This is a genomic window from Pseudomonas sp. NBRC 111143, assembly GCF_001320965.1.
GTDB lineage: Bacteria > Pseudomonadota > Gammaproteobacteria > Pseudomonadales > Pseudomonadaceae > Aquipseudomonas > Aquipseudomonas machongensis.
In genome coordinates this window covers 22,038-41,758 of the sequence record NZ_BCBT01000021.1, presented here as the reverse complement: position 1 = coordinate 41,758, position 19,721 = coordinate 22,038, and the positions used below count along the sequence as shown (strand labels likewise).

Genomic DNA, 19,721 nt, shown 5'->3' with positions numbered 1-19,721 from the left:
AAAACCTCCCATCAGCCGCGACGGTTGAGTCGGCGGTCGATCACTGACGCTTGGCCGGGCAGAGGCGCGTCCGAGCCGACAAGTCGCTCAGCCCACTGCGGGAACAGCTCGATGGCCAGCTCAAGCATGACCGCCGCGCCGCAAGGGCCTCGGCTGCCAGAGGGTGGAGTAGGCTCGACGCGGTGCACCGGCAGGCCGAGCGAGGCGGCATTGGGGTAGGCCACACGGTCAGGAATCACCGTTGTGCAGACGCTGACATGCGGGTCGCCTTGGAAGGACGCCTGCAGGCTGTGCATGATCAAGCGGGTGTCACGGCGATTGGCTTTGACCTGGTTGAGCAACAGCTTCACCGACGGCAAGGCAACGCCCAGGTAGCGGTAGGGCTCCAACTCTTCAAACAGCGCCAGCGTGCCGCGTCGCAGCTCACGTGCGGCGAGCATTTCTGGGGGGACCGGGCACAGGGCATAGTCGGACGCGAGGATCACCATCTCCACGACTACACTGCGCGCGCCTTGGGTATCGATGATCAGCACATCGTAGAGCTCCTCGAACGCTGGCAGAAGATTATGAAGGCGCAGACGACCATCGGCCGCGTGCAACAGCAGAGTGCTGATGTGCCCGGCGCGATCGTTGGACACTATCAGGTCCAGGTGCGGGATGACGGTGGCGGAAATCACCTGTTCGGGGGCCGTGAGCCGTTGCGCGATGAGTTCGTAGCTGCCAGCCTCACGGGATTCGCGCAAGGCGTAGTAGCTGGACAGCGTCGGTTGGCTGTCCAGATCCAGCAGCAGGACGCGAAGGCCCGCATCGGCGAGCACACCACCCAGGTTGGCGGCGACGGTGGTTTTACCCGCGCCGCCCTTGGTCGAGATCAGCGAGAGGACGTCCATGACGCTACTCCCTGACCGACAGTCGATCATGGACCCACTGCTCGATCTCCAGCGAGTCCCAGCCGACGGCGCGGGTACCAATGCGCCGGCATTGGGGGAATAGACCGGCTTTCATCAGGTTGTAGATGTGCGAACGTTTGAAGCCGGTTTTCAGTTCCACCTCATCGCGGCGCATGATGTGGCGGTCGGCAGGCAGCGGGGCAGGGCTGATCTGTTGCATGATGTCACTCCGTAGCACCATGTGGTGCGCAGTGGGATGTGACAGTCAGTGAAGGTCGATGCTGGAGGAAAAACATTGTCAGGCGATGCCGAGCATCGCCTGACAATGCGGTGTCAGCCCCGTTTTACCTGGGCTAGATGACGGCGAGCGTCGGCAAATCGCCGATCAAGGGTACTTTTGCTCAGGCCAGGCAGACCAGGAAAACGGCGTAGAATCTCGTCGACCAGAGCGCTCTGGGACTTGTAGGCCGATTGCACACGGCCGTCTTTGGATTTACCCAATGTCACTTCCAGCATGGTGCCCACGAGCATGTTGTTCGTGCCTTCGGAGGCCTCGGAAGGAATGCCTTGGGCCTCAAGTCGCGCTGTCAGTTCGTGGTTACACGCGGTGAGCGTTGTCACCTCGTCAACTCTTGCTGTAAGCTCGTCGCGCAGCTTGTCGATCGTGCGCTGAGCAGCAGCGAGCTCTGCTTCCTGTACCAAATGAGCATTGAGACTGACGCAGTTCAAATGGTCGAGGCTCTGCGAGAACAAGAAGGCGGGCTTCTCGTTGGGGTAATTACGTGCGAACCAGACCAGCAGATCAGCACGCTGAATGGACCAGTACTCTCGGCTTACCTGGTTGTCAGCAGTGATCGGTCGGCCCAGGCAGGTCGCGGGTAGCTCACCGCTGACAATGGCGTCGTAGATGCACTCCGCATAAAGGTGCAGGATCGGCCATTGTGGAAAATGCTTGAGCAGACTGCCGGGGTAGGAGAGGTCGACCCGTAAAATCTCGTCTTCGTGGTCGGCAAGGTCACACCAGAGAATGGCGGCATCGATGAGATGGTAAGAGCTTCTGATCGAGATCATGGCACACAGCCTCCAGCTGCGTTCGTCCTGGAATCGCTGGCGGGGGCAGCGTGATCTGTGCCTCTGTCTAGCGAGCCTGATTTCAAAGGATCACTTTTGGGATCCATTGATGGTGACATCGAAGCGATAGGTTGGTTCTTCACGCATTATGCGAACGCGTCAAGTTTTGACGCCGCTCGGGGGCCTGCAAAGGACCGAGGCAGGCCGCGTCATTATTCTGCTCGTGTATCAATGCTGACCACCACCGACATGCCGGGACGCAGACGTGCGACGTCAGGCTGCTCGGGGTCGACGGTAATGCGCACCGGGATGCGCTGGGCGATCTTGACGAAGTTGCCGGTGGCATTGTCGGCCTGCAGCAAGGCGAACTCCGAGCCGGTGGCCGGCGAGATCTGCTGCACATGCCCGTAGAGCTTGAGGTGGTTCAGGGCGTCCACGGTGAAGGTCACCGGCTGGCCGATGCGCACGTCGGCCATCTGGGTTTTCTTCATGTTGGCGATCACCCACAGGGTGTCGGGCACCAGTGCCATCAGTTGTGCGCCAGAGTTGACGTAGGCGCCCAGGCGCGTGCCGATCTGCCCCAGCTGGCCGTCGCGCGGGGCGGTGACGCGGGTGTTGTCGAGATCGATACGGGCCAGTTCGACGGCCGCCTTGGCGTTCTCCACCGAAGCCTCCAGCGAGGCGCGGTTGACGATCACGGTCTCGCGGTCCTGGCGGGCGATCTCCAGCGCGGCCTTGGCATGGGCCAGGCTGGCGACGGCGGCGGCCTCACTGGCGCGGGCCAGGTCCAGGTCGCGGCGCGACACCGAGCCATCGCTGACCAGCGCCTGGTTGCGACTGAGGTCGGCCTTGGCCTTAGTCGCCTGGGCCGAAGCGTCGCCGATGGCGGCCTGGCGTTGGGCGATGGTGGCTTCGGCGCTGTTGCGCTGCTGCAGGTTGTTGGCCAGCGCGGCTTGCTGCTGTAGCTGGGCGATGGCCAGGGCCAGGCGCTGCCTGTAGATACGGTCGTCGAGCTGCACCAGCAGATCGCCAGCCTTGACGAACTGGAAGTCATGCACCGGCACGTCGACGATATAGCCGCTCAGCTGCGGGCCGATGATTGTCACCTGGCCGCGCACCAGGGCGTTTTCGGTGCTTTCGATGGTGCTGCTGAACGGCGGCAGGTTCCAGGCGTAGAGCACTACCAGGATGCCGACCAGGGCCACGCTGGCGAAGCTGATCGTAGACAGGATGCGCACCCGCCGCGTGCGCACCGGGCTGGTCGGTTCGCTGGGCGGCGTGCTGCCTTCCGGGGTTTCGGCGAGGGCGGCGGTGGTCGTGGTGCGGGTTTCTTCGGTCATCGGCTGGCAGTACCGCTGGTGGAGTCGGATGAAGCGGCCTGGCGGGCGACATACCGCAGCCAAGAACCGCGAATGGTAATCCAGATCATGGTCAGCACGGCGATGCTGCCGATCAGCACGAACACGTCGTTGTAGGCCATTATGTTGGCCTCGCGGGTGGCGGCGCTGGCCAGCACGCGCATGCCGGCCTCGCTGCGCAGTGCCGGGTCGGCGAGGATCCCGGCATAACCGGCGCCGCCGCTTTGCACACGGGCGTTGACCAGTGGTTCGAGGTAGCTGAGGCGGTCTATCAGGTGGCTGGAATGGAATTTCTCGCGCCAGGTCTGGAAGGTACCCAGCAGCGCCGCGCCGATCAGGCCACCGAGGTTGTTGCAGATGCCGAACAGCACCGAAAAGCTCACCAGGTTGCGCGGGTTGGTGCGCACATGGCTGATGCCCAGGGCCATCGACGGGCCGAGGAAGAACGTGCTGCCAAAGGCCAGCAGGAACTGGCGGAAGTACATCTGCGCCGGGCGCGTGAGGTTGCTCGAACTGCTGTCCATGAACGCCCCGGCGGCCTTCGCCAGCAGCGAAACGAACAGTGGGATGATCAGGTGCTTGGGGTCAGCGCACTATCCAGGGGCGCGACATCGATGTCTCGCCAGCCGACCGCAATGGCAATGAGTGGATACGCGAATCGGAAGTGGCCTATTCAGTACGGACCAGTACGTTCAAAAACCTGGTGCTCAAGTGGCGCAGCGCCACGGTGAGGCGTGATTATCAGGGTGGGCAGGATTTCGACGAGCATCGGCTGATCGTGGTTTACCCACTGACGTTACTTTAAGGAAGGGGAGCAGGTAATGAGATTCAAATTACAGCCCTGTAGTTTTCTGCTGGCAGGGGTTCTGGCCTCTTCCTCCCATGCGGCACTGGCGGCAAATACCCAGGCAATGACCGAAATCTATGCAGGGTTCGGAGACAAACTGCTGGGTTATGCCCTCGCGCCCGATGGCTCGCTCACGCAAAATGGGGTGGTTCAGTTGCCAGCTCCGTTGCAGTTCGCCGTTGCCGACAAGGGCAATCGGCACCTGTATGTGGCGTCCAGCAACATCAATGGAGCTAACCCTGGCGATGTTCACATGCTCAGTGCTTTTACTATCGACCATGCTACGGGGCAACTCATGCCGTTGGGCGAACCTGTGAAGCTGGAGCAACGGCCGATCTACCTGACCCTCGATCGCGATGGCACACATGCATTGCTGGCCTACAACCTGGCGCCAACCGTGACGGTTCATGTACTGCAGCCAGATGGCAGTCTCGGTGCCCAGGTCAAACAGGCGCAACCAATCAAGTCGGGCGTATTCACCCACCAGGTCACGGTAGTACCCAACGATAAATTCGTGATTGCGCCTGGTCGTGGCAATGATCCGAGTGCAAGCCGGCCCGAAGATTTGGGCACCCTTTCAGCGTTTGCCTACTCGGGCGGCAAGCTGACCCCAGCCGGGGTCGAAACCTTTGCTCCCTCCGTTGGCCCACGCCATATCGCCTACCACCCTCGGGCACCCTTGGCATACCTGGCAATGGAGCGGGGCAGCAGTCTCTACACCTACCCGTTGACCAAGGAAGGACGACTGGCCAACAGGCCCGTATTTAAAACCAGTACCCTCGACCCACACTGGCATGCCGAGGCCGATGAGGGCATCAAGAAAGGCGGGGTGATTCTGGTGCGGCCAGACGGTAAGTATCTCTACGTCACCAACCGCTCCGATGAGCTTCAAACGACGGAAAAACCCGCGATGTTCAAGCATGGTGAAAACGATATAGCGGTGTATGTACTGGATGCAAAAACGGGCGAGCCGAAGCTCTTGCAACATATCCCCACGCAAGGGGTAGAGGCCCGCACGATCAGTGTGGCGCCCGGTAATCAATGGTTCATCGTGGGCAACCAGAAAGGCGGGCAAGTCCAGCGCGGTACGGCAACCGAAGCGGAGAAAGCCAATATCGCCGTATTCCGCATCAAGCCCGATGGTACCTTGGCGTTTCACCGTAAGTACGACATGCCCGAACCTGGCAGGTCGCTGATGTGGGTTGAAGCGTTGCAATTGTAACTGCGGGGCTGTTCGATTCCCGCCTAAGCCACGCAAGGTGGCTCAGGCCAAATCTTGAGGAGTGCTTTCAATTGGCACTCGCTGCTGCAGGACGCTCTGCCATCGCGGCAGTCTTTTTCGCGATGAGTCCTGCCGAATCTACCTTCAGGGCGACTACCCTGAGTGAAGTCACATGTGCCATCAGAATAGAGAGAATCCGCGCCTCCGATCATCCTATCCCTCTCAGGAGGCGTTGAAGTGAAGTACGCAACAGGAGAAAGCTCATGCCCTTCGAACCCCCTTCAGACCAGCACCGCGACGGTGTCGATCCGGTCACGTCAGGAGGCGTAAAATCGATCCCTGCGCTTGAGCGCAGCAAATTTGGCGGTACCGATCGCCTGTCCAGGCGCCCGAGCGACGATGACGATACCCCCGTATCGCGCAGCGACCTGAGCAAAGGCCATGACGAACTCATCGAGCATCGTGAGGCGCATATCAACTGGAGCGTCCTGTTGATTTCGTCAGCAGTGATACTGGCGTTTTCCATCACCACGATCCTCATGCCCGATGCTGCACGTGTGGCAATGAAGCAGACTACCGACTGGATCGCGACGAACCTCGGCTGGTACTACGTACTGACGATGACCCTGGTGATCGGGTTCGTGCTGTGGGTCGCCTTTTCCAAGGAGGGGGACGTGCGCATCGGCCCCGACCACTCGCGGCCGCAGTACAAGCTGGTAACGTGGGTCGCCATGCTGTTTGCCGCAGGGGTCGGGATAGACATGCTGTTCTATTCGGTCACCGGCCCGGTCGTGCAGTATCTGCACCCGCCCAGCGGCACCGGCGGGACTGCCGAGGCCATGCAGGACGCAGTGATCTGGACCATGTTTCACTACGGCATCGCGGGTTGGGCGATGTATGCCTTGCTGGGCATGGCCATGGGTTACTTTGCCTATCGATGGGACATGCCGCTGTCGATTCGTGCCGCGCTCTATCCGCTGTTTGGCAAACGCGTGCGCGGCCCGTTGGGCGATGGTATCAGCATCATCGCGTTAGTCGGTACCGTGTTTGGCGTCGCCACATCGATGGGCATCGGCGTGGTACTGCTGAGCGTGGGTTTCGCGCTGATTTTTGGTCTGGAGCAGGGCCTTACCTTGCAGATCCTGCTAGTAGTGGGGGCGGTGGCACTGACCATCGCGGCTACCACCTCCGGGGTCGACCGTGGCATCCGCTGGATCGCCGAGCTGAACCTGTGGAGCGCCGTGGCCATGATGCTCTACATTCTGCTGACCGGGCAGACGGCCTTCCTGCTGAACGCACTGGTGTCGAACATCGGGCAATTTCTCGTCACGTTCCCCGCGCGTACCTTTCAAACCTTCGGCTACTCGCCCGATGGGGCCGGGTGGATGGCGGGCTGGACGTTGTTCTTCTGGGCCTTCTGGCTGGCCTGGGGGCCATTCGTTGGTGTGTTCCTGGCGCGGATTTCGCGGGGGCGCACGTTGCGCGAATTCGTCCTGGCGGCAGTGACCGCGCCGGTGCTGTGCGATTTCATCATTGTTTCGCTGTTTGGCAATTCAGCACTGTTTCAGGTACTTCAGGGCAACACTGCGTTTGCCCAACTGGCGATGGACAGCCCTGAACGGGGTTGGTATGCACTGCTGGAGATGTTCCCGGCCCCAATGTTCCTGATTGGCCTGGCGACGCTATCAGGTCTTTTGTTCTACCTCACCAGCGCCAATTCCGGGGCAATGGTGATGTCGAATTTTTCTGCCTCGATTCCCGACCCATCCCACGACGGGCCAAGCTGGCTGCGCATCTTCTGGGCATTGCTCACGGCCATGCTCACCGTGGCGATGCTGGTTGCGGGCGGGGTCAAGACGATGGAGTACGCCACGCTGATCTTTGCGCTACCGGTGACGATCATTGCTTACCTGGTGATGGCATCGTTCTACAAGGTGTTGCGCATGGAACGCGCTGAGCGCGAGGGGAGAGTGCTGCGTCGCCCCTCCATGGCGGCTATCGGGGGGCATGTCCCGGAGCGCTCCTGGAAGCAGCGGCTCGAGCACTTGCGGGCATTCCCATCGCTGCGCCAGGCCACTCAGTTCCTCAACCGTATGGTTGCGCCAGCACTGGATGAGGTCGCGGCTGAGTTTCGCAATCAGGGCTATGACGTCATGCGGGAAAATGTGGTCAACAGCCATGGTTTCGAGGAGCCGTTGCTGCGGGTCTCGATGGATACGTTCCGCGATTTCCATTACCACGTGGCCATCGTCGAGGCGCCGGTGCCCATGTTCAGCGGCCGCATGACGCGAGAGATCGATGTCTATTATCGGTTGGAGGTGTATACACAGACCGGGTCTGGTGGCTATGACCTGATGGGGCTGACCAAACAGCAGGTCATCGACGATGTACTCGATCGATATGAGACCCACCTGGCGTTCCTGGTCTTTTCAAGTGAAAACGCTACTGCCTCTGTTCTGACACCCAGGCAGTACCAGCCCCCTGAGGCGCCCGATGAATCCGGGCAGGGCCCGCGCTGATACGTCGATGCGGTTCGCCAGCAGGTGCCCAGGCCCCTGCTGGCGGTTGGTTTTACTTCAGTGTCTTGAGGTAGGCAACGAGGTTTTGACGGCTCTGAGCGTCAGCTTGCCCGGGGTACATCATCATGTTGCCCGGTACCAGCTCCGCTGGTTTGGTCAGCCATTTATCCAGGTTGGCGTCATCCCACTTCAGCTTGGCCGCTTGCAGTGCGGCAGAGTAGTTGAAGGCGGGCGCCTGGCCGCTACTGCGATCGAACACGCCTAGCAGGCTGGGGCCCATCAGGTTCTTGCCCTGTTCAGTGCTGTGGCAGAAACCGCATTGCGTGGCGAAAAGGGCCTTGCCTTGAGCGGCATCGCCCTCGGCCAGCGTCAAGGGGGCGACCAGGAGCAGGGCGCTGGCAACCAGCAGTTGTGCAGGGTTCATTTCATTTCCTTCGGATTTAACCGCCACGTCAGGTATGGCGGGGCTTCAAGAACATTCAGAATGGGTTGGCGAGGTCGATGCCCGACTTGCCTGGCGAGAGGATGTTGTTGGGGTCCAACGCACGCTTGAGGGTGTGCTCGAGCTTGCGCTTGACCGGGCCGTAGCTGTTCGCGACGCGATCCTGGAAGGCCGTGTTGACGCGGTAGACGGCGTAGCCTTCCTGCTCGAACACATTTAGCAGTTCGGCGAAGCAGGCATTGGCGCGCTGGGTTTCTTCCGGGTTGCTGCGGTCGTACAGCACATCGATGACGTGGTGCATGTCGCGCCAGCCGACGATGAACTCGCCGACATAGTCCAGCCCATGCTTGTTGAGGGTTTTCTTGGCCAGTGCCTGCTGCTTGTCGCACTCGCTGCCTCGGGCCTGGCTCACCGGCGCGAACCACATCGAGCCACCGCCGCCACGCCAGTTGTACAGGCCGAATTCCTGCAGGTTGGGCACCCCGGACATCAACTGCGCACGGTACTTGAACGGCTGGGTGTCACCGGCCTCCTGCTGGGTGAAGATGCGGCCTTTGCCCAGTTTCTTCAGGGCGTCGGTAACGATCTTCCAGTTGACGTCGACCTGTTCCTGGGTACCGTACAGCGCGGCATAGACGTTCCAGGCGCCGAGGTTCTTGTCTTTCTGGATCTGTTTGAGGATAGCGTCGGACGTCGCCCCCGGCTCGTTGGTGTAGTCGGCGCGCCGGGTATTGCAGGTGGCGGCCTCCCAAAGCACACCGGCGATGACAACCGAGTTGGGAATGACCTGGGCGATCCGCAGCGGGCGGATGAATTCGACGATCTCGGCGATATCCGAGGCGTTGTCGAACTTGATCTCGAACGGCTGGAACACGGGAGGCTTGGGCATCAGCCAAAAGCCCATCTTGGTACAGATGCCATAGTTGGCCTGGGTGAACATGCCGTCTAGGGTCGGGCCGTAACCCCACTTGAACACCTGCCAGGCATTGTCGCCTTTCACTCCGCCCATGCCGGTGCGGTACACGTCGCCATTGGCCAGCACGACTTCCATGCCGCACTGCATCAGGAAGTGCTCGCCGTAGGGCGTGTAGCCCACGCCGCGATCCATGGTGTTGCCCAGCGGCCCGGCGATGGCCGACGGTGCGGAGAACGACAGCATCAGCGGCAGTTTGTGTTCCTGCAGATAGTCGTACAACTGCTGGTAGGTCACGCCCGGCTCGACCAGGGCCGTGCACAGTTCCGGGTCAACATGGAGGATCTTGTTCATCTTCTTCAGGTCGAGAATGACCTGGCCGCGCTGGCTTGGGGCCGCCGAGCCATAACCGAAGTTGCGCCCGGTGGAGATGGTCCACACCGGGATCTTGTGTTCGTTGCAGATCTTTACCACGCCTTGCACCTGCTCGACGGTGGTGGCGGTGACGGCGGCGGACGGGGTGTGCTCAGCGGTGTCCACGGCCATCATGATCTTGGTGTAAGGGATCAGCTGATCGTCCTTGATCAGGACGTTTTCATCGCCCAGCAGGGCCCGGAACTTGGCAATGGCCTGATCGAAGTTGGCGAGGTCGACGCCGCGCGGGAGCAGGGTGGTTGTGTTTTGCTCAGTCATGTCTTACAGCTCCTTCAAGCCTCGATCGAAAACGAAACGAAATGACCGGTCAGCGCCGCCGACCGGTTGTCGACCACAGGCGCTTGCCCGATGTGCGTGGTGCCCAGGGTGGCGAGGGCGTAGCCGAGTGTGGCCGCCCATTGGTCCGAGGCGCCTTTGTCACGGCCGGCAGCCGACGCGCGCAGGGGGGGCTGCTGGCCGCGCAGGCGATGCTCGGTAAGGCTGAAACCTGCGCCGCAGGCGTTCAGGCTCAGGCCGAGTTGCGGGGCGCAGCCACTGGCCGTTTCGCCGCTGAGCAGGCGGTGGTGTGAAGCGTGGGCTGCGGCGTGGTGCTGGCCAAGCCACTGCACGTGCGCACCGGCGCTGCGCGCGAGGTCGACGATCAGTGCGGCACTGGCATCGTCGACCAGGCCGATGATGCGTTGCGGTGTGGCGATACGCAGGCGTTTTTCAAAGCCAAGGATGAAGTCCAGGCTGAGGTCGGTACGCCGGACCTTGACCTGCTCGCCGGCGGGGCTTGCGTTGACGCCCTGGAGGAAAGCCGCCTGCGCGGCGGCGCTGCTGACCAGTACCAGGGTTGGACGCGCCGGTTGTGGTTGTGTGCCCAGGGCACTGTTGGCCGCGCTGATGCCTGCGCTGCTCATGGCAATACCGGCAAGGCTGGACAATGCCATGCCTTTGAGCACGAATCGGCGTTCGACGTTCATGGCTTGCCTCCGGCTGGGTTGGGCGCAGGCGCGGATGCTGTGGAGATGTACTCGGCAACCTGTTGCAGCGCGTTGTCGTCGATGAACGAGGCAGGGAAGGCGGGCATGGCGCGAAAACCATTGCGCACGATCGCAGTGATGTACCCCGGCGGCAGCTGGCGGCCGGTGATTTGCGGCCCGACCTGGTGTTCGTGGCAGTGGCCACACACCTTGGCGTAGACATTTTCGCCGCCTTTCCAAACACCATCGCCATCGGCAGCGGCGTTATTGGCAAGCACGAGCAAGGGCAGGGCGAAGCAGGCGGCCAATGTCCGTTTCATCACGGAGCCGTCGCGAAGTGAAGACATTTCGTACTCCATTCTTGTTGTAGGTGGGATGGGCAAAGGGCCGGGTCAGAACGGGTACGCTCTGGGCACGTGTTGCAGGGTGATCCAGTGGTCGGTGGTGAATTCGTCGATGGCCCAGTCGCCATTGAAACGCCCCAAACCTGAGTTCTTCTCGCCGCCGAATGGCGCGTTGGGTTCGTCATTGACCGGGATGTCGTTGACGTGGGTCATGCCGGCGTGGATGCGTTGGGCGAACTGCACACCGCGCTCCAGGCTGGAGGTGAAGACGGCGCTGGAGAGCCCGTATTCGCTGTTGTTCGCAAGCGTTAGGGCATGCTCGGCATCACGTGCAGCCTGAATGCCGACCAGGGGGCCAAAGATTTCTTCACGGGCGATGTCCATGTCGGCGGTAACGTTGCCGAAGACGTGAGGCGGCAGCACATTGCCTTGAGCCTCGCCACCCACCAGCAAGGTGGCGCCTTCGGCGTGGGCAGTGACGATCTTCTGTTGCAGGCCCGCCAGTTGCTTGCTGTTGATCACCGGCCCGATGACCGTGCTGGCGTTGCTCGGGTCGCCGTAAGGCAGGGCCTTGACCCGCTCGACAAAGCGCTGGGTGAAGGCCTCCAGCAACGGTTGCTCGACGATGATGCGGTTGATCGCCATGCAGATTTGCCCCTGGTGCAGGAACTTGCCCACCACGGCAGCATTGACGGCCTGCTCGACGTCGGCATCAGCCAGGACCACGAACGGGCTGTTGCCGCCCAGCTCCAGCGCCACGTGCTTGAGGTGCTCGCCGCCGCTGGCGATGCGGCCGATGTTGCGCCCGACTTGGGTCGAGCCGGTGAAGGAAATGAACGCGGGCACCGGATGCTCGACGAAAGCGTCTCCGATCTGCGCGCCGGCCCCCACCACCACGCTGAGCACACCCGGCGGCAATCCGGCTTCCTCGAAGATTCGCGCAAGCAGCAGGCCGCCGGTGACCGGGGTATCGCTGGCCGGCTTGACCACCACGGCGTTGCCTAACGCCAGGGCAGGTGCCAGGGAGCGTGCGGTCAGGTGCAGGGGGAAGTTCCAGGGGCTGATCACGCCAATCACGCCCAGGGGAACCCGGTAGACGCGGCTTTCCTTGCCGGGCACATTGGACGCCATGATGCGCCCGTGCACGCGGCTTGGCAGGCTGGCCGACTCGAGGGTGATGGCGCGTGCGGCGCCCCATTCGATTTGCGCCTTGATCCGCGTGCTGCCTGACTCGCTGATGATCCAGTCGATAATTTCTTCACGGCGGTCGTCAAAGATCTTCACGGCATTGAGCAAGACCTGGCTGCGCTCGGCGGGGCCTTTGGCCGCCCACTCGAGCTGGCATTCGCGGGCCCTGCGGTAGGCGGCATCGAGGTCTTCGCGGTTGGCCAGGGTGATTTGCAGCAATCGCTTCTGCGTGAAGGGGTCGAACACCTCCAGCGATTGATCGGCGCTGCCGGCTCGCCATTCACCGGCAAGGGGCTGCAAGTGCAGGTTTTGATAGGCAGGGGAGTGGGAAAGCGTCATAGGGAGGTCACCTCTATTTTTTTTATCAAGTGCACCTGCGCTGCATAACAACAACCGTGCCAATGCTTCGAAAAGATATATTCATCAATGAATTCAATGGGATGAGGGATAAAGCTGGCGCTGACAAGCGGTCGTTACTGTATGATTTTCGACGAAGCCTGCATAAATTCATGCAGAAAAATCGACGAAGTCAGCCTGTAGAAAGACAGAAGGTGTGCGGCTATCGGACAGATCGAGTGCCTACGCGCTTACGCCGACCGCTCGCGCATTGACCCGGCGCGAGGGCTCGGCATACTCACAAGCTACTCACTTGTTCGTTGCTGATTGCTCATGACGCCTACCAAACCCACCCAGCCCGGTCGTCCTGCCGACGAAGAATTCTTCAAGCAGATGCTTGGCAAGCAGAAGCGCCTGATCGTCGACCGCGCCAGCCAGTTTGGCGCCAGTGGCCTGCCATCGGCAGAACAGTTGGCGGAGACGGTGGCATTTTCCCCGCAGGAAGGCAGCGTCTGGATGTGCGGCCAGCGCATGATGCTGCTGCAAGGCGCCGCGTTCGGCGCCATGCGCCGCGAACTGATCGAGGCGCTCGGGTTCGATAAGGCGCGAGGCCTGTTGACGCGCATCGGCTGGCAGGCCGGTGCGCGGGACGCGGCCCAGGTCAGCGCGCAATGGCCAGAGGGTGATGACGCCAGCCTCTACAGTGCAGGGCCGCGCCTGCACATGCTTGAAGGGATGGTCAATGTCGAAGTGGTGCGCTTTGAAATCGATTCAGGTGTCGGCCACTTCTACTCCGAGTTCCTTTGGCACAACTCGCTCGAAGACGATGAGCACATTGCGGCCTATGGCTTGGGTGGTGAACCGGCCTGCTGGATGGAGATCGGCTATGCCAGTGGCTATGCCTCGTCACTGCTCGGTCGCCTGGTCGTGTTCCGTGAGCAGGAGTGCCGCTCGATGGGGCACCCGGCGTGCCGGATTGTAGGCAAGCCGGCCGATCAGTGGGACGACATCGACGTCGATCTGGCCTACCTGATGCCGGACGACTTCCTTAGCCGCAGTACTTATGCTTCAGGTAGCGCCACGGAGGTAGCCGAGCTGGAGGCGCCTATCGACGGCAAGCCAATGGTGGGCATCTCGGCGGCTTTCGTGCTCGCCACGCAGATGCTGCAGCGCGTGGCCTCGACCCAGGCAACCGTGCTGCTGACCGGGGAATCGGGCGTTGGCAAGGAGCTGTTCGCCCGCTCGTTGTACCAAGCCAGCACACGCCAGCAGCGGCCGTTGGTGGCGCTCAACTGCGCGACCTTGCCGGAGAACCTGGTGGAAGCAGAGCTGTTCGGTGTCGAACGGGGTGCCTACACTGGTGCCGACCGCTCGCGTGCCGGGCGTTTCGAGCGGGCCAATGGTGGCACGTTGTTTCTCGATGAAATCGCGACCTTGAGCCTGAGTGCCCAGAGCAAGATTCTGCGCGCCCTGCAGGAAGGTGAAATCGAGCGGGTAGGCGGCACGGCGCCGATCCGGGTCGATGTGCGGGTCATTGCCGCCACCAACCTGGACCTGCGCCGCGAAGTCGAGGCCGGGCGTTTTCGTGAGGATTTGTTCTATCGCTTGAACGTGTTTCCCATCCACCTGCCACCGTTACGGGAGCGCCGTGAAGATATCCCGCTGCTGATGAGCTATTTCCTGCGTCATTTCAGCCAGCGCCATGGGCGTCGGCTTGCGGGCTTTAGCACCCGGCTGGTCAACGCGCTGCTCACGTATCGGTTCCCAGGGAACATCCGTGAACTTCAGAACCTGATCGAGCGGGGCGTGATCAGTGCCGGTGAGGGCGAAGTCATCGACCTGGTGCACTTGGCCGAGATCGGCGCGCCCTTGATGGCCACGGCGATTGGCCTGACACCTGAGGGGCGCTTGTCCGGGGGGCAGCGCCGTGACGAGCCGGCCAGGCAGGTAATCGAGCCCACAGCGCACATTCGAGAGCCGGTATTGGAGGGGCTGCTGGCGTTCGTCGCCGGGAGCCAGAAGGTGCTCAGTACACCGTTGGCAGATATCGAGCTGCAACTGGTGCATCTGGCCATGGAGCGCTCGGGCGGCAACATCACCCTGGCGGCACAGATGCTGGGCATGAGCCGCGCGCAAGTCAGTTATCGGCTCAAGGGCAGCTAGCGGCGGATTAAGGCGGATTTTCTGCGCTGCGCAGTTAGTCGTTACGCGCAGGCGATAACGGCTTGTAAGCGGACTGCGGATACTGGACCTCTACAACAATAAAAATGTTTAGAGGCATCCATGAACGGTCAACACGCAACTGTGCCGCGCGCAGCGTACGCTGCTGGAAAACATCTAAGGGCGGTGGGTCTGATCGGGGTGATGATGCCCCTGGCCGCGCAAGCCGACTTTGTCGAAGACAGCCAGTTGAACCTGGGTCTGCGCAACTTCTACGTAGACCGTGATTTCAAGGGCGAAAACCCGAGAACCTCTCGCGATGGCAGCTGGAGCCAGGGCCTGGATCTGCGTTTCACATCCGGTTATACCCAGGGCCCGCTCTCGTTCGGTGTCGATGCCGCCGCGCAATACGCCTATCGCCTGGACGGCGGCTCAGGTCGTGGCCCTGACAGTGTCTTGCCCTACAGCCAGAGCTCACGGGAGCAAGCCCGGGAATATGGCCGGGCGGCACTGACCGGCAAGGTGCGCTATTCCAAGACCGAGCTGAGGGTCGGCGAGCATCGGCCGACCTTGCCGGTGGCCTTCCAGGACGATTCCCGGCAACTGGTGACGACCTTCAATGGTTTCACGGTCAAGTCCAACGAGATCGACAACCTCACCCTGACCGGTGGGCGATTCACCGGGATCAGCACCCGTGAATCCTCCAACCGTGAAAAGCTGTACCTGTTCACCCGCCCCAACGGCCCCCGTCATACCAGCGATGGCCTGAACTTCGCCGGCGCCACCTACGCCTTCAGCCCCAACCTTGCTGCCAGCTACTTTTATGGACAGCTGGAGGGTATCTACCAGCAGCATTATCTGGGCCTGACGCTGAACACCGAGCTGGGCGCAGGCTACGGCCTGAAGACCGACCTGCGTTACTTCAACCACAACGAAGACGGTGACGCGCTGTACGGCAAGATCGATAACCGCTCCTATGGCGCCATGACCACCTTGAGAAAAGCCGGCCACGCCTTTGGTGTGGGCTATCAACGCATGCTCGGCGAGAGTGCGTTCCCGACGTTGAACGGCTTCGTGCCGCAACCGTATCTGGTCAATTGGTCGGCCGTGGCCTTCATCAGGCCCAACGAAAGCTCATGGCAGGCGCGTTACGACTATGACTTCGTGGCCATGGGCATACCCGGCCTCAACCTGACCACCCGTTACCTGCGCGGCACGGGCATCGATCGCGGTGGGGACCTGAGCCAAACCGCCGAAAACGAGCGCGATCTGTTTCTGAGTTATGTGGTGCAGAGCGGCCCGCTCAAGGGCGTGGCCGTGGAGTGGCGCAACATCCACGCGCAGTTCAAGCATGGCAATGACTACGATGAGAACCGTTTGATCACGACCTACACCTGGAAATTCTGGTAGGCCTTGGCCGAGCTGGCCGCTGCGCCTGCAGCGGCCTTCCCATCAATCTGACCTGGCCAGCGTTTGCGAGGGCAGCTCGCCAAACGCTTGCTTGTAGGCGGCGGTAAAGTGGCTGGGTTGCGCAAACCCCCACTTGAAGGCCAGCGCCGACAACTGTACTTCACCCGGTTGGTGCTCCAGTAACACTTTGCGCATCGCCAGTAGCCGGCAATGCTGGATGTAGCGTTGCGGGCTGGTCCCCAAACCGTTGCGAAACGCCTGTTCCAGGCTGCGTCGGCTGGTGCCGCTGACAGTCACCAGTTGGGTGATGCAAAGCGGCTGTTCGAGATTGGCGTGGATGAAATCGACCACCCGTTTCACGGTGCCCGGCAACAGGCGCCGTGGTGGTTCGCTGTACAGGCTGGGCAGCAGGTGCAGCAGGTTTTCGCAAAACAGGTGCTGCACGTGGGACTGGCCAAAGGGCGTTGCTAGCAAGCCAGCGGTGTTGCCGCTTTCGCTGTCGACCATGCGCAGCAGGTTGCCCAGGCTGCGCATGGCCGGGTTATTACCCTGGAACAACAACGCCTGCGTCGGGCTCTGGGCATGGTGAACCTGATGGTGACGTTCCAGGTGGTTGAGCAGCAAGGCCGCATCCAAGGCAATGACGATGGCCTTGGTCCCTTCGTGCCAGGTGACGTCCACTTCCTGCCCGGGGCTGAACACCAATAGCTCACCCGCGTTCGCCTGCAAGCCCTGGAGGTGGTTGCTGATCGCGCCGTGCAAAGGCAGGATGCCATGCCAACAGCTCAACGGGCTTGAGCTCACGCGAACCTCGCGCCCCCACCACGCGCCGAACAGCTTCATTTGCGGCAAGGTCTGCAAGGTGAAGTCGATATCCAGCGTGCCTCGCCCGCCGAGGCGAATCCGCCGTTCCTCCAGGTGGTTGTTGAGCAGGGCTTCGGCGTCTTCGACATTGCGCGAGCGCAGCAAGGGCTCGGCTGCAAAGGGAATGGCCGAGCGGGCGTCGCCAGCAGTGGGCAGGCCGCTGTAAAGGGGCGTATTCATCACCGTAACCTTTATTTGTTGTCTGTCTGGTTTGATCCAGTGGTATTCAGTCTTGGCCGCGGCTTCGCTGGTCATCGATTCGCGCCCATGGTGCGCGTACGCTGCTGTTGCTGCTGTACATAAGCCAGCAGGCGACGCGCCTCGGGGTGCTGCGGTTGTAGCATCAACAGTCGCTGCAAGAACGCGAATGCAGAGGCCCAGTTGCCTGCCCGCGCATCCAGATAGGCGCCTGCATACAAAAGATCCCTATCTTGCGCTGCGTGAGCAAGCCCGGCCACTACCACGCGTCGCGCCTGTTCAGGTTGGCCGAGCTGGCTGCGCAGCAAGCCGAGGTTGTAATACAGGCGCAGGTTCAGCGGCTGGCCGGGCAGGGCTTTCTCCAGCCACTCGATGGCCTGCTCGGGCTGCTGGCGCTCGGCCTGGAGCAGCCCCATGGCATAGGCCAGCTCGCTGAAGCCGGCGCGCTGCTCGCCGCGTTGCAAGCCGGCCTGTAGTGTTTCAAGGGCCTGGTCGGATTGCCCGCGAGTCAGCAGCAACCTGGCAAGTGCCGCGCGCGCGGGCGTGAAGTCCGGATCTTGGCGCAGGACTTGGTGATATTGATCCAGTGCCTGTGCCTCATTGCCTTGACGTGCCAGCAGGCTGGCCAGGTTGAATCGCGTGCCCGGCAAGTCGGCGTTGGCGCTGAGCCGCGCAAAGTGGTCCTGGAGCAGGTGACCGAGCCGGTCACGTTGGGCGGTCGGCAGTTGCGCCTGCAGGTCGGCCAAGGCGCGAGCCGCCTGATCGCGTACCGCCAGTGCCGGGTCATCAAGCAGGGCAGGCAAGTGTTGCAGGCGTTGCGCATCGTCGGCATTGGCCATGGCGCGCACCACGCTGCTGCGCACCAGTGGATCTTGATCGGCAAGCCCGAGGGCAAGCGAATCCAGCGCAGGCCCCTCGACGCCGCTCAGGACGTCGGCGGCAGAAGCCCGGACGATCGCCGGGCGTGTCGCGTCGGTGACCAACTTTGCGGCCAGGGCAATTGCTTGCGGATCGTGCGCTCGGGCGCCTTGCATCACCGGGCCATAATGCTCGCTACGCAGCGGGCCGAAGCGCTGGCTGATCTCGTTTGCGGCCCATTGTGCCGAGCGCTCTTTGTGGCATTGCGTGCAGGCGTTGGGCGCGCCGGTGATCGGCGTCAGGTCGGGCCTTGGCAGGCGGAAGCTATGGTCGCGGCGTGCGTCGATCACCATGTAGTTCTGTTCGGGCGCATGGCAGTTGGTGCATTGCGCGCCGGGGCTACCAGGCTCATGAAAGTGATGGCTGTGGCTGTCGTAGTCCTTCTTCTTCAGCGTGGGGAACCGCGGGTTGCCCTGCGGGTTGTGGCAGCTGGCGCACAACTGATTGCCCTGGGCGGGCAACTCGCCGGTGTGCGGGTTGTGGCAGTCGCTGCAGGTCACGCCGGCGGCGTACATCTTGCTCTGCACGAAGGAGCCATACTCGAACACCTCAGCCTGTTGCTGGCCATCGGCATGATAGGCGCCAGGGGTCAACAAGGTAGGGTAGGCACTATCCACCAGAGATTTACCCGGCTGGCTGCCAACACCAAGGGTTTCCTGTTGTGCGTGACAGCGGGCGCACTGGTCGACTTCGTAACCCTTGGCTCGCGCCCCGAAGTCCACCTGCAAACCGCGTGCGCCGGCATTGTTGGCGAGCTGGCGCTGCGCCGTCGGCAACTTGGCCCATGCCAGATGCTGAGCGCCCGGCCCATGGCAACTCTGACAACCCACCGACAGCTCGCTCCAGGTACTGGCGAAGCTGTCCTGGCTGGCGTCGTAGCCTTTTTTCAGGTTGCCCGAGTGGCACTGGGCACACATGCCGTTCCAATTCTGCGAGCGGCCGGTCCAGTGCAGGGCGTCGTCCGGGGTGAAGCGCTGGCCGGGGTAGAGCGAAAACCAGCGCTGCCCACCGTCGGCCTTGGCGCGGTTGTCCCAGGCAACGGTCAACGATTGCAAGCGACCACCAGGGCGTTCGATCAGGTATTGCTGCAGGGGATAAACGCCGAAGGTGTAGGCCACGGCGAAGTCCTGGCGTCGGCCCTGTTCGTTTTCGGCATTGACGTAAAACGTGCCATTGCGCGTGCTGAAACTCACCTCTACGCCGGCGGCGTCCGTAAAGGCCTGATCGGCGAAGTCGCCCCGCACATTGTCCGCGGTCGGCTTGCGCATCGACCAGCTGTGATGTGACTGGGACCACTGTTGCGCCTGTGAAGCATGGCAGGCCTGGCATTGGCCTGGGTCGACGTAGCCGTCGTCCAGCTTGCGCTGTGGCGGTTGAGACGGGGCGGCAAGCAGCCCGCCGGCCCATGCGCACAGCCATAGCAGGGCCATCCCCCGGGTGACATTCGCTGCGTGCCAACGAGCTTGCTTCATGTGCCCCACCTCTTGCCTGCCAGTGGGTGCGCGCCCCCGGAAAATAAAGGGGATGATGAACGTCGAGCGGGCACTGCCCTAGCCCTCGGGGCAAATAATCACGCGGATGCATAAGCGCTTGCGCTGAAGCGTTATCGGCGAGCGGCGGGCCATCCGCATACTTGCAAGC

Annotated in this window: 16 protein-coding genes and 1 pseudogene; 5 read left to right on the top strand and 12 right to left on the bottom strand. The window is 62.0% G+C overall.

All coding sequences use genetic code 11. The annotated features are described in order from the left end of the window. Positions 1–11 precede the first annotated feature (11 nt). From APH44_RS13755 to APH44_RS13735, 5 genes and pseudogenes are all read right to left on the bottom strand, one after another. The gene (locus APH44_RS13755; protein WP_016488049.1) at positions 12–890 is read right to left on the bottom strand and encodes a ParA family protein; all 879 of its coding nucleotides are present in this window, start codon (positions 888–890) and stop codon (positions 12–14) included. Positions 891–894: 4 nt separating this feature from the next. Then, positions 895–1,110, bottom strand: a complete 216-nt coding sequence (locus APH44_RS13750) for an AlpA family transcriptional regulator (protein WP_016488048.1) — start codon at positions 1,108–1,110, stop codon at positions 895–897. 113 nt (positions 1,111–1,223) lie between these two features. Then, positions 1,224–1,961, bottom strand: a complete 738-nt coding sequence (locus tag APH44_RS13745) for a hypothetical protein (protein WP_016488047.1) — start codon at positions 1,959–1,961, stop codon at positions 1,224–1,226. Between the two features lie 212 nt (positions 1,962–2,173). Beyond that, positions 2,174–3,301: an HlyD family secretion protein gene (locus APH44_RS13740; RefSeq protein WP_016488046.1), complete on the bottom strand. Its 1,128-nt coding sequence runs from the start codon at positions 3,299–3,301 to the stop codon at positions 2,174–2,176. Then, positions 3,298–3,906 (bottom strand): annotated as a pseudogene (locus tag APH44_RS13735) (MFS transporter); the annotation flags it as partial. The gene APH44_RS13740 and the pseudogene APH44_RS13735, both read right to left, overlap by 4 nt. 8 nt (positions 3,907–3,914) lie before the next feature. On the opposite strand from APH44_RS13735, the gene APH44_RS29140 reads away from it, so the two are divergent. The 3 genes from APH44_RS29140 to betT all read left to right on the top strand — a co-directional run bounded on the left by APH44_RS29140 (position 3,915) and on the right by betT (position 7,907). Beyond that, complete coding sequence (locus tag APH44_RS29140) at positions 3,915–4,124, top strand: OprD family outer membrane porin (protein ID WP_080641070.1); 210 nt, start codon at positions 3,915–3,917, stop codon at positions 4,122–4,124. A gap of 16 nt (positions 4,125–4,140) precedes the next feature. Further along, positions 4,141–5,388: a beta-propeller fold lactonase family protein gene (locus APH44_RS13730; RefSeq protein ID WP_102082247.1), complete on the top strand. Its 1,248-nt coding sequence runs from the start codon at positions 4,141–4,143 to the stop codon at positions 5,386–5,388. A gap of 263 nt (positions 5,389–5,651) precedes the next feature. Beyond that, complete coding sequence (betT, locus tag APH44_RS13725; protein ID WP_016488042.1) at positions 5,652–7,907, top strand: choline BCCT transporter BetT; 2,256 nt, start codon at positions 5,652–5,654, stop codon at positions 7,905–7,907. Positions 7,908–7,959: 52 nt separating this feature from the next. Here the strand turns inward: betT and APH44_RS13720 are convergent, their stop codons facing one another. From APH44_RS13720 to pchA, 5 genes are read right to left on the bottom strand one after another with little or no spacing between them, the layout of a single operon-like run. Continuing rightward, on the bottom strand, positions 7,960–8,331 hold the full coding sequence (locus APH44_RS13720) for a cytochrome c family protein (RefSeq protein WP_016488041.1): 372 nt from the start codon (positions 8,329–8,331) through the stop codon (positions 7,960–7,962). A gap of 55 nt (positions 8,332–8,386) precedes the next feature. Further along, a complete protein-coding gene (locus APH44_RS13715; RefSeq protein ID WP_054888282.1) occupies positions 8,387–9,955 on the bottom strand; it encodes an FAD-binding oxidoreductase in 1,569 nt (522 codons plus the stop codon). A 14-nt stretch (positions 9,956–9,969) separates the two neighbouring features. Next, entirely contained in the window at positions 9,970–10,662 is a 693-nt protein-coding gene (locus APH44_RS13710) for a hypothetical protein (protein ID WP_016488039.1), read from the bottom strand. After that, a complete protein-coding gene (locus APH44_RS13705) occupies positions 10,659–11,009 on the bottom strand; it encodes a cytochrome c (protein WP_016488038.1) in 351 nt (116 codons plus the stop codon). The genes APH44_RS13710 and APH44_RS13705 overlap by 4 nt, the downstream gene beginning before the upstream one ends. Before the next feature lie 45 nt (positions 11,010–11,054). Continuing rightward, entirely contained in the window at positions 11,055–12,533 is a 1,479-nt protein-coding gene (gene pchA, locus APH44_RS13700; protein ID WP_016488037.1) for a 4-hydroxybenzaldehyde dehydrogenase, read from the bottom strand. Positions 12,534–12,863: 330 nt separating this feature from the next. On the opposite strand from pchA, the gene APH44_RS13695 reads away from it, so the two are divergent. Both APH44_RS13695 and APH44_RS13690 read left to right on the top strand, forming a co-directional pair. Beyond that, positions 12,864–14,693 (top strand): sigma-54-dependent Fis family transcriptional regulator, encoded by a 1,830-nt coding sequence (locus APH44_RS13695; protein WP_054888283.1) that lies wholly within the window; start codon positions 12,864–12,866, stop codon positions 14,691–14,693. A 120-nt stretch (positions 14,694–14,813) separates the two neighbouring features. Beyond that, positions 14,814–16,100: an OprD family porin gene (locus tag APH44_RS13690; protein ID WP_033734219.1), complete on the top strand. Its 1,287-nt coding sequence runs from the start codon at positions 14,814–14,816 to the stop codon at positions 16,098–16,100. A gap of 42 nt (positions 16,101–16,142) precedes the next feature. Here APH44_RS13690 and APH44_RS13685 read toward each other — a convergent pair whose 3' ends face one another. Beyond that, positions 16,143–17,144: an AraC family transcriptional regulator gene (locus APH44_RS13685; RefSeq protein WP_016488034.1), complete on the bottom strand. Its 1,002-nt coding sequence runs from the start codon at positions 17,142–17,144 to the stop codon at positions 16,143–16,145. Between the two features lie 71 nt (positions 17,145–17,215). Then, entirely contained in the window at positions 17,216–19,552 is a 2,337-nt protein-coding gene (locus APH44_RS13680; RefSeq protein WP_024717426.1) for a tetratricopeptide repeat protein, read from the bottom strand. Positions 19,553–19,721 lie beyond the last annotated feature (169 nt).